General features: G+C 54.6%; 12 protein-coding genes. 6 read left to right on the forward strand and 6 right to left on the reverse strand.

What is annotated here, in order from left to right:
* The first annotated feature begins 24 nt into the window (after nt 1-24).
* A complete protein-coding gene (nudI, locus tag ACQUTD_RS13810; RefSeq protein WP_473275886.1) occupies nt 25-450 on the forward strand; it encodes a nucleoside triphosphatase NudI in 426 nt (141 codons plus the stop codon).
* Here nudI and ACQUTD_RS13815 read toward each other — a convergent pair whose 3' ends face one another.
* Nucleotides 451-1,302, reverse strand: a complete 852-nt coding sequence (locus tag ACQUTD_RS13815) for a LysR family transcriptional regulator (protein ID WP_473275883.1) — start codon at nt 1,300-1,302, stop codon at nt 451-453. It lies immediately after the preceding gene.
* A gap of 112 nt (nt 1,303-1,414) precedes the next feature.
* Between ACQUTD_RS13815 and ACQUTD_RS13820 the strand changes: the two genes are divergently transcribed.
* Together ACQUTD_RS13820 and ACQUTD_RS13825 are read left to right on the forward strand one after the other, a co-directional pair.
* Nucleotides 1,415-2,584, forward strand: a complete 1,170-nt coding sequence (locus ACQUTD_RS13820; protein ID WP_318375471.1) for a pyridoxal phosphate-dependent aminotransferase — start codon at nt 1,415-1,417, stop codon at nt 2,582-2,584.
* A gap of 12 nt (nt 2,585-2,596) precedes the next feature.
* Nucleotides 2,597-3,376: an ABC transporter substrate-binding protein gene (locus tag ACQUTD_RS13825; protein ID WP_321987514.1), complete on the forward strand. Its 780-nt coding sequence runs from the start codon at nt 2,597-2,599 to the stop codon at nt 3,374-3,376.
* A gap of 47 nt (nt 3,377-3,423) precedes the next feature.
* Here the strand turns inward: ACQUTD_RS13825 and ACQUTD_RS13830 are convergent, their stop codons facing one another.
* The 4 genes from ACQUTD_RS13830 to ACQUTD_RS13845 all read right to left on the reverse strand — a co-directional run bounded on the left by ACQUTD_RS13830 (nt 3,424) and on the right by ACQUTD_RS13845 (nt 8,448).
* Entirely contained in the window at nt 3,424-4,107 is a 684-nt protein-coding gene (locus tag ACQUTD_RS13830; RefSeq protein WP_473275881.1) for an oligogalacturonate-specific porin KdgM family protein, read from the reverse strand.
* A 64-nt stretch (nt 4,108-4,171) separates the two neighbouring features.
* A complete protein-coding gene (locus tag ACQUTD_RS13835; protein ID WP_473275879.1) occupies nt 4,172-5,329 on the reverse strand; it encodes a glycoside hydrolase family 88 protein in 1,158 nt (385 codons plus the stop codon).
* Nucleotides 5,330-5,343: 14 nt separating this feature from the next.
* Nucleotides 5,344-6,591 carry an oligosaccharide MFS transporter gene (locus tag ACQUTD_RS13840; RefSeq protein ID WP_318362907.1) on the reverse strand — a complete coding sequence of 416 codons (1,248 nt, stop codon included), beginning with the start codon at nt 6,589-6,591 and terminating at the stop codon, nt 5,344-5,346.
* Nucleotides 6,592-6,594: 3 nt separating this feature from the next.
* On the reverse strand, nt 6,595-8,448 hold the full coding sequence (locus ACQUTD_RS13845) for a DUF2264 domain-containing protein (protein ID WP_473275877.1): 1,854 nt from the start codon (nt 8,446-8,448) through the stop codon (nt 6,595-6,597).
* A 200-nt stretch (nt 8,449-8,648) separates the two neighbouring features.
* Here ACQUTD_RS13845 and ACQUTD_RS13850 point away from each other — a divergent pair, with 200 nt between their 5' ends.
* From ACQUTD_RS13850 to rimL, 3 genes are all read left to right on the forward strand, one after another.
* The gene (locus tag ACQUTD_RS13850) at nt 8,649-9,509 is read left to right on the forward strand and encodes an AraC family transcriptional regulator (RefSeq protein WP_072568538.1); all 861 of its coding nucleotides are present in this window, start codon (nt 8,649-8,651) and stop codon (nt 9,507-9,509) included.
* A 209-nt stretch (nt 9,510-9,718) separates the two neighbouring features.
* Complete coding sequence (locus tag ACQUTD_RS13855) at nt 9,719-11,374, forward strand: glucan biosynthesis protein (RefSeq protein ID WP_473275873.1); 1,656 nt, start codon at nt 9,719-9,721, stop codon at nt 11,372-11,374.
* A 166-nt stretch (nt 11,375-11,540) separates the two neighbouring features.
* Entirely contained in the window at nt 11,541-12,092 is a 552-nt protein-coding gene (rimL, locus tag ACQUTD_RS13860) for a 50S ribosomal protein L7/L12-serine acetyltransferase (protein WP_473275870.1), read from the forward strand.
* Here the strand turns inward: rimL and ydcK are convergent.
* Nucleotides 12,084-13,064 (reverse strand): YdcK family protein, encoded by a 981-nt coding sequence (ydcK, locus tag ACQUTD_RS13865; RefSeq protein ID WP_473275868.1) that lies wholly within the window; start codon nt 13,062-13,064, stop codon nt 12,084-12,086. The genes rimL and ydcK overlap by 9 nt on opposite strands.
* Nucleotides 13,065-13,118 lie beyond the last annotated feature (54 nt).

Genomic DNA, 13,118 nt, shown 5'->3' on the forward strand with positions numbered 1-13,118 from the left:
AGACATTGATATTAAGGAGATAAAATGCGCCAGCGAGTGATTGTGTGTCCGGTGATCCAGAATAACGGAGAGTATCTGCTGTGTAAGATGGCTGCCGATCGGGGTGTTTTTCCCGGACAATGGGCGTTACCGGGCGGCGGCATGGAGCCAGGGGAAACGATGGAAATCGCGCTCAGACGCGAAATCAGGGAAGAGTTAGGGGAGCGCCTTACGATTACGGATATTCAGCCCTGGGCGTTTCGTGATGATGTGCGTACTAAAACCTACCCGGATGGCACCACTGAAGAGATTTACATGATCTACCTGATTTTCGACTGCATAAGCGCCAACCGCCACATTACCTTTAATGAAGAATTCGAAGAGGTGATGTGGGCATCAGCGGACGCGCTGAAAGCGCTGGATCTGAATGAGGCCACCCGCATGACCTTTAAACAGAAAGGACTGCTTTAGTCAGTCTGGAGTAGCCGTCAGCAGAATATCGCGGCAGATGGCCAGCCCGGCGGCTTTATCCGGCGAGGCGCGCAGTACCAGCCGGTAACAGGCGCCGGTTTTCACGCTGTGGCTGAACGGGCGGCGCAGTCGCCCGGCACGCAGATCTTCGGCCACCAGGGTTTCATCGGCGATGGCGATGCCAAAGCCCTGGATCGCCGCGCTGATCGCCAGATCCATGGTGTCGAAGTGTTGATTTTTTTTCATGACCGGGGCGATCTGCGTCTGGCCCGTCAGCCACAATGTCCAGTCGGTTTTATCCCGCGTCGGGTGCAGAAAGGTCATCTTCTCCGGCGCGCTGTGCTCATCACCTTGCGCGCCGATCACCGGCGTCAGTGCTTCTTCAAACAACAGATCGCCCGCGCTCAGCTGTGTGCCAAACACGATGGCCGCGTCATAAGGTTCAGTTTTGAAATTGACCGTGTGATCGCTGGTGGTGGTCAGCGACACCTGCAAATCCGGGTTTTCCCGCTCCAGCCTTAATAACCGTGGCACCAGCCAGCGCATGGCGCAGGTGGGCGCTTTCAGCCGCACCACCGTCTGCTGCTGGCGCGCCTGCTCGGCCACCGACGCCAGATGTTCAAACGCCGCCTGTAACTCCGGCAGCAGGGCGCTGCCCTGGGGCGTCAGGCGCAAGCCTCTGGCGTGACGTTCGAACAGCGGAAAGCCAAACCACTGCTCCAGCGCGGCGATTTTGCGGCTCACCGCGCCCTGGGTCAGGCACAGCTCTTTCGCGGCGTGGGTCAGATTCAGATGCCGGGCGGTCACAAGAAAGGCGTCAATAGCGTTAAGGGGCAGGGAACGACGCAGCATGGTGTCTCCGGGTATGCATTTTTGTCATGGCTATTATGACAACAATTCGGTTGTCGCCTCAATCGACTTTTGGTTTGAATGGTTATGCAATTTTGCTGAGAAAGGAACAAAAATGACTTTGCGTACGCCGGTGCAGACCCGCTCAAAACTTCCCGATGTGGGCACCACCATTTTTACCGTCATTGGTCAGCTCTCCGCTGAACATAATGCCATTAACCTTTCTCAGGGCGCGCCCAATTTTATGTGTGATGCCGGGCTGATCGCGGGCGTCACCCGTGCCATGCAGGCCGGACATAATCAGTACGCCGCCATGACCGGCCTGCGTCCGCTGAAAGAGCGCATCGTTGAAAAGGTGCAGGATCTATACGGTACCCGGTATGACGTGGATGACGAAGTGCTGATTACCGCCAGCGCCAGCGAAGGACTGTACTCGGCCATCAGCGGGCTGGTGCATCCGGGCGATGAAGTGATCTACTTTGAGCCATCCTTCGACAGCTACGCGCCCATTGTGCGTTTACAGGGCGCAACGCCAGTGGCAATCAAGCTGACGGTGCCGGAGTTTGCCGTCGACTGGGAAGAGGTCAGCGCCGCTATCACGCCGCGCACGCGGATGATCATCGTCAACACGCCCCATAATCCCAGCGGACAGGTCTTTTCCCGTCACGATATTGAGCAACTGGTGCGCCTGACGCGCAATACCGATATTGTGATCCTGTCGGATGAAGTGTACGAACACGTGGTCTTTGACGGGGAGCAGCATCACGGCATGGCGACGCACCCGCAGCTGGCGGAGCGCAGCGTGATTATCTCCTCGTTCGGCAAAACCTATCACGTTACCGGCTGGCGCGTTGGTTACTGTATCGCTCCCGCCGCGCTGATGGATGAGATCGTCAAAGTGCATCAGTTTATGATGTTCTCTGCCGATACGCCGATGCAGTACGCTTTTGCCGAACATATGAACGATCCGCAAACCTGGCTGTCGCTGGCGGCGTTTTATCAGCGTAAGCGCGATATGCTGCAATCGCTGCTCGAAGACTCGCCGTTTCGCGTGCTGCCGGGGGCGGGTTCTTTCTTCCTGCTGGCGGATTACAGCGCGTTCAGCGACGAAAGCGACAGCGAGCTGGTGAAACGGCTGATCGTCGAATGCGGCGTTGCCACCATTCCGCTGTCGGCGTTTTATACCGATGGTACGGATAACAAACTGATCCGCCTCTCTTTTGCGAAAGACGAGGCAACATTACGGGCAGGGGCGCAGGCCCTGTGTCGGGTTAAGCCACGCTAAGGAGCGTCAATGATGAAACTGAAAGCACTCTGTCTGGGAATGGGTATGCTCTGCTCGCTGTCGTCCTTTGCGGCCGCCGAGCTGCGTTACGGGCTGGAAGCGGAATATCCGCCCTTTGAAAGCCGCAACGCCAGCGGCGAACTGGAAGGTTTTGATATTGATCTCGGCAACGCCATCTGCAAAGCGGCGGCGCTGAAATGCAGCTGGGTGGAAACCTCTTTCGATGCCCTGATCCCGGGACTGGTGGCGAAAAAATATGACGCCATTAACTCGGCGATGAACATTACTGAACAGCGTCGTCAGAGTATTGATTTTACCCAGCCGATCTACCGTATCCCGTCGCAGCTGGTGGGCAAAGCGGGCAGCGGTATGGAAGCCACGCCGGAGGGACTGAAAGGTAAATCCGTAGGTGTATTGCAGGGCTCCATTCAGGAAACCTACGCCAAAGAGCACTGGGAAAAACAGGGCGTGACCGTGGTTTCTTATAAAGATCAAAATCTGGCGTGGGCGGATCTGCTCAATGGCCGCATCGACGCCTCGCTGGTGATGTCCGCTGCCGGACAGGCCGGTTTCCTCAGCAAGCCGCAGGGCAAAGGCTTTGGCTTTATCGGCAAGCCGGTATCGGACGACACCATTCTGGGCAGCGGTATCGGTTTTGGTCTGCGTAAAGGCGATGAGGCGACGAAAAAACAGCTGGACGCGGCCATTGATAAAGTGCGCGCCGACGGCACCATCACCCGTCTTGCAGCAAAATATTTCCCTGGCATTGACGTCAGCGTCAGCGGGAAATAACGCCCTGATCCCCCGCCCGTAAACCAGCGGCGGGGGATTGCTGCACCTCAGAAGTAATAGCGCATCCCAAGACGGATGCGGTAACGCTCCGCATGATTACCGGTATCCCGATCCAGCCAGGACAGCTGCACAAAAGGACGCCAGTTGCGGGTCATTTTCCAGCTGAATTTATGGTTCAGCTCCCAGCTATGATCTTTGCCGTTTTTACGGTTATAGTTCTGCGTGTTGATATACAGATCCGGTTCAAATTCATAACTCAGCACCTCACTGATTTTATAATTCACCACCATTACCAGCTGGTGATTATCATTATATTCCATCTCCCGATCCAGGCTGCGGGTCCGGTAGTTCATATGGTTAAACCGGTATTTAAACGCGGCGGCCAGATCCGGATTAATGCTGTAACCCAGTTGCACATAAGGCGAGGTGGTAGAGCCCGCATTAGTCGAGTTGATAATACCGCCGGGACTGAGCGTGATTTTGTCGGTAATTTTCCACAGTGGGTACCAGCCCTCTATTTCATCGAAGCTGTGCTTAAGCTGATTGAGCTCACCCGTATTATAAACCGTCTGGAACAGTAACCCCGCGCCGTTATCAAAATTATAGCCCGCACCCATTTTAAACTGGTGCTCTTCCGACGCGCTTTCCCAGGCTTCGCGCACTTCAAGATAGCCGCCGGCATGGCTAAAGGCGGGCAGCGCAATAGCCAGAAGCAATATACTTTTATTCATAACAAACCTTTTGACAGAGATAAGATATTCTCAGCAAAGCTGATATTTTTTTAGATAAATATGATTACCAGTATTTTGCTAACGGCGAATGCAGGCGTGAAATTGCCTCAAAGAAAAAATAATCGCCCCACAGACAATATTCATCAACGCCGCGTGATTTATTCATATTGTAAACCGCATGCTTTAAATAACCGCTGTCCGTTAATGCCGGATCGTAATAATTCACGCACAGTTCATTCATGATCGTCAGCGCACTGTGAATGAAGTTCCCGCGTTCGGGATCAAGCACGGACAGCGAATCCGCCAGCGCCAGTAAACCACAAACTGCAATGGCCGCCGCTGAACTGTCCCGCGCAGTGCCGGGTGCGCTGAGGCTCAAATCCCAGTAACAGATGGTATCGTCGGGCAGATGCCGCAAAAAATAACGTGCCGTTGCGGTCGCAGCCTCAAGGAACTGTCTTTCTCCGGTGTAGTGCCAGCTGAGGGTAAAACCATAGATCGCCCACGCCTGGCCGCGCGCCCAGCACGAATGATCGGCATAACCCTGATGCGTGGTGCCTTTTAGCGGTTCGCCTGTTTCCACATCCATATAAAAGGTGTGATAGGTGGAGCTGTCTTCCCGCAGCAGATATTTCTGCGCCTGGCAGGCGTGCTGACGGGCGATCTGCGCATAGCGGCGGTCGCCGGTTTGCTCTGAAGCCCAGTACAGCAGCGGTAAATTCATCAGGCAATCGATAATCATGCGGCCCTGCTGGTGCGGATCCGCTAAATCGCCCCATGCCTGAATAATCTGCGCATGAGGGTGATAGCGGGCAATCAGTAAATCCGCCGCCCGCAGCGCCTGGGTGCGGGCATTTTCATCCCCGGTGCAGCGCCAGGCGTTTACGCAGGACAGGCTGAATAAGAACCCCAGATCGTGCGTTTCAATATCATGTTGATTATCCAGGCGTTCTGCATAACCGGGTAATTGTTGTTGCAGCTGGCGGAGGAAAAAATCATCTTCCGTCATCTGCCACGCCAGCCAGGTCATACCGCTCCAGAAACCCGTCGTCCAGTCGGTATTGGGCGTTGTCGGGTAAGCGCTGTTAATACTGCACGCCGCGGGATAGCGTCCTGCAAAACCTGTCAGTTGATACTTCAGCTTTTGGGTCATGCTGACCCGTATCGCATTGAGATCGCTAATCAGTGATTTATCTTTCAGGCTGTTTTGATGCATAGTCATGTGACAGTAAGTCCTTACGAGACGGAAGGTTTAGTATTACTGGCAAGCGCCAGCCGCTCATCATTATCAGAGAGCACAAAGATGGAGAGCAGGGCAAAGAGGATCACGATGCCGCCCATAATGAAATAGGTATTGCCGAAACCAATATGGTCATACAGATAACCCACTGGCGCCGAGACAAATATGGTGCCGACATACATGGTGCACTGGTAGCCAATCAGGTACATGGTGGCATTGACCTTTTTATCGAAGTGATTGGCGATATATTTGAACACCGCGATTAACAGCAGGGCATTTTCCAGACCATATAATGGTTTAATAAAGGCGATCATTAACGGACCGGTGGCGAAACCGGAAACGACCAGCCGCAGGCCGATAACCAGACCGGCAAATATTAGCGCTTTGCGTGCGCCAAGTTTATTCACCACCCAGGGCATGGTGAGCATTGAAATAAACTCGACGATAGCCTGCACGGTACTGAGGTAGCCGTACCAGGAGGTGCCGGAATTATCGCCATGAAAGAAGGAAATAAAGTAGCGCGGGAACTGTTGTTCGGCGATATGCATGATCCAGACAATACCGGCAACATAAAAACAGAAGCGCCAGAACTTGCCATCTTTCAGCAGGCGTCGCACGTCCGGCAGGCTGATTTTCTTCTCCGGCACCACGGCGTTTTCCTGATTATCGGAGGCCGGAATTTTAATGCTCACCAGCAGCGCCAGCATGATAAGCGAGGTGATGCTGCTAATGGTAAAGTTAATGGTCGGCGAAATATTAAATAAGATCCCCGCAAACGAAGCGGTAACCGCTGCGCCACAGGATCCCCACATTCTGATGCGGCCAAATTCAAAGCCTTTTAAGCGGCCAAAGCGATCACAATAGGATTCAGAGGCGGCGATCCCGGCGTACCACGCAAGGCTAAGATAGAGCGCGCCCGCCACCACGCCGAGCGAAAAATGGCTGCTCAGTAACGGGTGATAAACATAGACGAAAAACGGCATCAGCAGCGACGACATGATCGCCACAAAATAAAGCAGATATTTTTTCATTCCCAGTTTATCGGTAATAAAACCATAAACCGGTTTCATTACCACGGCGAATGCACCGTTCACCGCGAATACCGCGCCGATTTCCGCGCTGGTTAAATCGGCATGCTGACCAAGCCAGATGGAATATAAGCTGAAGCTCATAGTCCAGATAACAAAATACAAAAAAATAAAGGCGCTGATCTTTATATAATCAATACGATGGGTGGTGTTCATTTCCTACTCCACAGTGACGGTACAGGGCAAGGGGATGTCATAAACATGGGGGTGAAGCACCACCTGAATATGCTGCGGCTGACGGATAATTTCCGGCAGCGCAACCTCATCAGGCGGGGTGGTCCCGGCGTGCACAAAACAACACAAGATATGCTCGCCGGGCGCGAGATCCTGTTGCAGAACCGGAACGGCACTACAGCAGGGGTAAAGAATATTGCTGGCAGGCGGGCTGACGATCAGGCTACAGGGGCGCGCCAGCGCCGGTGACAGATCCACCATGCGCGAGAAAAAACCGTGTTGCGGACTGACGCAGGTTCCGAAGCAGGCATCAAAGGAACGCTGCGGATTGCCGGTGATCGGCACCGGAAAGCCGCCTTCCACGCTGTGCAGCGATCGCGCGGTATTGACCACATGCAGACGCAGATGGCCTGACGCGAGCGGCAGCAGCCAGCTATGGATAGTGACATCCGGCCACGGCGACCAGACAAAATGCAGTTCGTTTTCCGTGCAGGTTTTCAGTTCGCTGGTGCGACGCCCGCGGTAATACCCGTCGTGCTCCGAGAGCAGCAGCATGGAATCGCAGGCGTTGAGTTCGATACCGTAGCGGCTGCGTTCCAGGTTAAATCCCAGTAGCGACGAGCAGGCAAATTTGCTGTATTTGCTTTCGCTGTTGGCGTAATTTTTCCCTGGCCACTGGCCGCCATTAAGCAGGTAATGATGTCCGGCAACGGCGTCGTCAATAATGATTTGTCCGGCATGGGGTAAGGCGCGGCGCGGTTCGCGCGGAGGCAACGGCTGCGCATCGCTGGCCCAGAAGGGGTGATCGTCATTAAGGGCCAGCACCAGAAACAGCTTACAGGCCCAGTACGGCGAGCCGGGCGCGTTGTATTCTTCGGCAATGAGATCGCTGGCGTAGCCATATCCGACGGTGAGCACGCCGCGCGCGTCGAGAATGTCCCGTTGCAGCCAGTCGTTGAGATGACGTAACACCAGGCCTTTCAGCACGCCAGGCGGAAAAGTGCTTAACCCGGCAAACGCGGCGGCGCTCCAGAAAGCGGCCTGTGCAAAGCGATAGGTCATACTGCGGCCAAAAGCGATGGCCGCGCCGTCGTGATTAAAAAAACAGATAAAATCGCGGGCGAAGCGATCGGCGCGTTCACGCAGCAGGGCGCAGCGCTGCGGATCATAATCGCCCATCAGACGGGAATAGATCAGGCCGTAAAAATGCAGCGCCATCGCATTATAATAATCGCGGGGTCGATTAAGGCCGTCGCTGTACCAGCCATCGCCACAGTAAAAGCTGTCCAGGCGGGAAAAGTGCTGCTGAATAATGTCCATCGACCAGGACTCACCGCACAGGCAAAAACCCATTTCGATCATGACGGGAAAAAACGACCAGTTATTCGCCGGAATTTTTGCATGGCGTAATTGCCGCAGCCAGTCGATCAGCCGTTGCCACTCCTCATCGCGCATCTGATCCCGCAGTTGTTTACCTGCCAGCGCCAGGCCTGCGCCAAACACCGCCATTTCAACGCTCAACTGGTCAAAGTCCCCCACGTCACCCCAATAATGCGGGTGCGAGGGGTCGGTACCCTCGGCCATACGACGAATAATTTCCGCGGTGATGTCGTGATTAACTTCTCCCTGCGCTAACAGGGGAAATATTCCCCACAGCAGGCGGCTGAAGGTTTCCATCGCCGCGGTTTTTTCGCCGTAAAGAGGAATGCGATTACCGGTTAAAATACCCGCACAGTCATCATTGCGCTGTTGCCAGACGGCATTAAATAAGTTTTTAAAACACGCTTTAGTTTCCGATCGTGTTTGTATCTCAGGCAATTTAGTGTGTATGTAAATCATATTTCCTTACTCGATGAAGTAACTGAAACAAAGTTTCACTCTGTATTCGATGACGACGAAAATAGGGGGGATCAGCACCGCGAAGCGTTAGCAAGATCACAAAAGAAAACATGGAGGGAAGCAGACAGGATAATACGGCTATTTTCGGGGAATATTTTTAACTATGCTGAAGCAAAATTTAACTATCTTGACCTTAGCCCATGACTGACCAGGCCCTGTTAGATCGCATCAGCCTTGATGACTTCTCAGCGGAATTCAAAAGAAGCAGCGGCAGGAGTGTGAACTATTACCACTGGCATCAGTGCCTGGAGCTGCTTTACATCGAAAGCGGGGTGGGCATTGTGGTGGTGGATAATCAGAAATTCACCGCCAGAGCAGGGCGGCTTTTTGTTTTTCCACAGGGTAAAATCCACAAGGTTATGGTGGAGAATTCCGATACTAACCGTTATCGCCGCACTATTATTCATGTCGATGCGGCGATGATGAGCGGCTATCTGCGCCCTTTTTCCCAGCGGCATCAATTATTTTTACAGATAGCCGACGCCGGAGCGCGGGTATCGATTTACGATCTTTCAGGCGCGGCGGATAAATTTGCAGGAATGCTGCAAACCTTCTGGGAAAGTTATCATGAAGCGGGCAGTAAAACCGAACTCATGGCGCTGCTGCTGTTAAATATTCTGGGTTTTCTCTCCAGTGGCGTTTATGTCAGGGCAGGGAACAGCGGGGTACTTTCATCGAAAATCATGAATTATATCGAGGTGAATTATGCACATAAAATTAGCCTCGAAAATATGGCGGCCAGCCTGAATGTCTCAGGGAGTTATGCGTCCAGGACATTTCGTAAGGAAACCGGCGGCACCATTCAGGAATATATTATTATTCGCCGCATCAAACATGCCTGTGAATTACTGGAACATTCCACCCTTTCTGTGGCAGACATCGCCACGCAAAGTGGTTTTAACCATGTCACCTATTTTATTAAGTGTTTCAATGATGTAATGGGCTGTGCGCCGCTGAAGTATAAACAGCGGATGATTACCCCTAAAAAATCGGCGTGTTAGTCATACATTCTGTTGACATTTCATACACTTCTTTACGCAGGAATCAGTGCGCTCCCATCGACAGGGCGATATTGCAACTTTGCGCAGACGATCACCAACCAGGCATTGGATTCTCTATGTTTTTTGTCTAGAGTGAGCGTTCTTTTTGATGCCGCTGTTTCGCCAGTGGCGGAACGCATTCACCCGACCAGAAGGATGTTTTCTCAGGCATGAACCGCAGACGATTTATTAAAGGCTCTATGGCCCTGGCCGCTGCGTGCGGAACAACGGGATTCGCCTCTCTCTTCCCCCGTGCGGCATTTGCTGCGGAACCTGGCATTGCCGATGGTCAAAGCCGTCGCTTCGATTTTTCCGTGCTGCAATCCATGGCCCATGACCTGGCGCAGAACGCCTGGGCCGGTAAACCTAAGCCGCTGCCGGATACGCTGGCCACACTGACGCCGCAGGCTTACAACAGCATCCAGTACGATGCGCAGCACTCATTGTGGAACAACATCCCGGATCGCCAGCTGGATATTCAGTTCTTCCACGTCGGCATGGGTTTCCGCCGCCGGGTGCGCATGTTCTCGCTGGATCCGGCCTCCTCTGAAGCACGCGAGATCCACTTCCGTCCGGAGTTGTTCAACTACCACGACGCGGGTGTGGACACCAGACAGCTGGAAGGGCAGAGCGATCTGGGCTTTGCCGGTTTCCGCGCCTTTAAAGCGCCGGAGCTGGCGCGCCGGGATATTGTTTCCTTCCTCGGCGCGAGCTATTTCCGCGCGGTGGACAGCACCTACCAGTACGGCTTATCCGCGCGCGGGGTGGCGATTGACACCTTTACCGACACGCCGGAAGAGTTCCCGGATTTCACCTCCTTCTGGTTTGAAACCGCGAAACCCACCGACACCACCTTCACCGTGTATGCGCTGCTGGACAGCCCGAGCCTCACCGGTGCCTACAAATTCGTGATCCACTGCGAGAAAAGCCAGGTGATCATGGAGGTGGATAACCATCTGTACGCGCGTAAAGACATCAAACAGCTCGGCATCTCGCCGATGACCAGCATGTTCAGCTGCGGCAACAACGAACGCCGCATGTGCGACACCATTCACCCGCAGATCCACGACTCCGACCGTCTGGCGATGTGGCGCGGCAACGGCGAATGGATCTGCCGCCCGCTGAATAACCCGCAGAAATTACAGTTCAACGCCTTTCAGGACGACAACCCGAAGGGCTTCGGGCTGCTGCAACTGGACCGCGATTTCTCCCACTATCAGGACATCATGGGCTGGTATAACAAACGCCCGAGCCTGTGGGTGGAGCCGCGCAACAAGTGGGGCAAAGGGTCTGTGGCGCTGATGGAGATCCCGACCACCGGCGAAACCCTGGATAATATCGTCTGCTTCTGGCAGCCGGAGCGGCCGATCAAAGCAGGTGAAGATCTCGCCTTCCAGTACCGTCTCTACTGGAGCGCACAGCCGCCGGTGCATACGCCGATGGCGCGCGTGCTGGCGACCCGTACCGGCATGGGCGGTTTCCCGGAAGGCTGGGCGCCGGGCGAGCATTATCCGCAGGTATGGGCGCGTCGCTTCGCGGTGGATTTTGTCGGCGGCGATATTAAAGCGTCAGCACCGAAGGGCATTGAGCCGGTGATCACCCTGTCGAACGGCGAAGCGAAACAGGTGGAGATCCTCTACGTTGAGCCGATCGATGGCTATCGCATCCAGTTCGACTGGTATCCGACCAACGATTCCACCGATCCGGTGGATATGCGCATGTTCCTGCGCTGTCAGGGCGATGCCATCAGCGAAACCTGGCTGTACCAGTATTTCCCTCCCGCGCCCGACAAGCGTAATTACGTCGATGACCGCGTAATGCGTTGATATTTGTAATTTGCAGGCCGGGTAAGCATCAGCGCCACCCGGCGGTGCCGGTATTGTGCCCGGCGGCGCAGGCTTGCCGGGCCTACGTTTCTGCTCAGCGCCTGTAAACCGTAGGCCGGGTAAGCGTCAGCGCCACCCGGCATTTTTCCCGCCTCAAGGAGTTCCCATGACTCAGGACGACCTTATTCCCGTCAGCGACACTCTCACGCTCTGCGCCATCAACGAGCAGGATGTCCCCGAACTGCACCAACTGGTGTTGAAAAACAAAGCCTGGCTGCAACAGTTTTTAGACTGGCCGCAGTATGTCGGATCGGAAGACGACTCCCTGAAGAATGCGCAGAGCAACATCATGCTGCACCAGCGCGGCTACGCGAAAATGTTCCTGATGAAGTACAACGGACGCATCGTCGGCGTGCTGTCGTTCAACTCTGTAGAGCCGTCCAATAAAACGGCTTATATCGGCTACTGGCTGGATGAAGATCATCAGGGGAAAGGGTTGCTGTCGCAGGCGTTACAGGCGTTTATGGCGTTTTACGCCGCGCGCGGGGAAGTGCGCCGTTTTGTGATCAAATGCCGGGTGGACAACGCCGCCAGCAATCAGGTAGCGCTGCGCAATGGCTTTACGCGCGAAGGCTGTCTGAAAGAGGCCGAATTCCTTAACGGCCGCTTTGACGATCAGTATATTTACGCGCGTATTATCGATTCGGCGTCACAGTGAGCCGATAAGCGGCGTGCGGGTGATATGCTCCGCGCCGTTCAGCACCTTTGGCCCACTCAGATGAATGCCGCCGTCCGCCTGGCCTGAGATATTGACGGTACCGCTGATCTCCACCTGCTGCTCGATCAAGACATTGCCGCTGATTTTCGCCTCGCCCTGAATAATGACTTTGTTATCCAGCAGGATCGGGCCGCCGTGCAGCCATGCGTGACCGCCGACCAGCACGTGATGTTTGAGCACACAGTTACCTTCCACTACCGCATGTTCCGCCACCTGCGCGCTGTAGCGCAGCGTCGGAATGGCGTCTTCCTCACTGCCTGCCACCACCCGCGCATGGCCGTAAACTTTGGCGCAGTCGCATACCCAGACGTTATTTTCTTCATTGCCTTCCAGCAGGGCGAAATCAAACACCTCGGCGCGGTGCTCAATAAAAGCGTCGTTGACGATGGCGTCACCGTAGATTTGCGCCTGATGCACCACGCGGGAACGGCTGACAGTGGCGCGCTGGAAAATACGCAATCTTTGGTGCTGGTCGGGCGTCATACCGCGGGCGGCGATAATTTCACTGCCGTTAAGCACCCGCGCTTCGTCGGCAATGTCGCAGTCGCCACGCACTGTTGATGACTGGACCAGCACGCTGCCGCACAGCCTCGCGCCATGGCTGATTTCCGCGGCGTCCACCCAGGCGTTATCGCTGATCTCTGCGTTATGACGCAGAATGCATGCGCCGGTAATACGGGCGTTATCGCGGATCTGGCAGCCGTCAAAAGCGAGGCTGTTTTCATCGTAGATCCAGCAGTCGCCGTGCTGAGAAAGCACGCTTTCATCATCGATCCAGCCGCCGGGCGTCCCGGCAGTGACATCGTTAAAATCGTTAAGGGCTATAATCTGGCGCAGACTGATGCTGCGCTTTTCCACGCCGTCCTGATAGCTGAACGTGCGGCACTCATCGCTGAGACGATATTTATTCATCTTGGTTATTCCGCAGAAGCCTTCACTGAGCGTAGCAAAATTTACGTCACTGGC

The organism is Enterobacter sp. K510, assembly GCF_055804875.1.

What these genes read in the sequence shown, in the direction of transcription:
- nudI (WP_473275886.1), top strand. Translation starts at nt 25, where the DNA reads ATGCGCCAGCGAGTGATTGTGTGTCCGGTGATCCAGAATAACGGAGAG.
- ACQUTD_RS13815 (WP_473275883.1), bottom strand. Translation starts at nt 1,302, where the DNA reads ATGCTGCGTCGTTCCCTGCCCCTTAACGCTATTGACGCCTTTCTTGTG.
- ACQUTD_RS13820 (WP_318375471.1), top strand. Translation starts at nt 1,415, where the DNA reads ATGACTTTGCGTACGCCGGTGCAGACCCGCTCAAAACTTCCCGATGTG.
- ACQUTD_RS13825 (WP_321987514.1), top strand. Translation starts at nt 2,597, where the DNA reads ATGAAACTGAAAGCACTCTGTCTGGGAATGGGTATGCTCTGCTCGCTG.
- ACQUTD_RS13830 (WP_473275881.1), bottom strand. Translation starts at nt 4,107, where the DNA reads ATGAATAAAAGTATATTGCTTCTGGCTATTGCGCTGCCCGCCTTTAGC.
- ACQUTD_RS13835 (WP_473275879.1), bottom strand. Translation starts at nt 5,329, where the DNA reads ATGACTATGCATCAAAACAGCCTGAAAGATAAATCACTGATTAGCGAT.
- ACQUTD_RS13840 (WP_318362907.1), bottom strand. Translation starts at nt 6,591, where the DNA reads ATGAACACCACCCATCGTATTGATTATATAAAGATCAGCGCCTTTATT.
- ACQUTD_RS13845 (WP_473275877.1), bottom strand. Translation starts at nt 8,448, where the DNA reads ATGATTTACATACACACTAAATTGCCTGAGATACAAACACGATCGGAA.
- ACQUTD_RS13850 (WP_072568538.1), top strand. Translation starts at nt 8,649, where the DNA reads ATGACTGACCAGGCCCTGTTAGATCGCATCAGCCTTGATGACTTCTCA.
- ACQUTD_RS13855 (WP_473275873.1), top strand. Translation starts at nt 9,719, where the DNA reads ATGAACCGCAGACGATTTATTAAAGGCTCTATGGCCCTGGCCGCTGCG.
- rimL (WP_473275870.1), top strand. Translation starts at nt 11,541, where the DNA reads ATGACTCAGGACGACCTTATTCCCGTCAGCGACACTCTCACGCTCTGC.
- ydcK (WP_473275868.1), bottom strand. Translation starts at nt 13,064, where the DNA reads ATGAATAAATATCGTCTCAGCGATGAGTGCCGCACGTTCAGCTATCAG.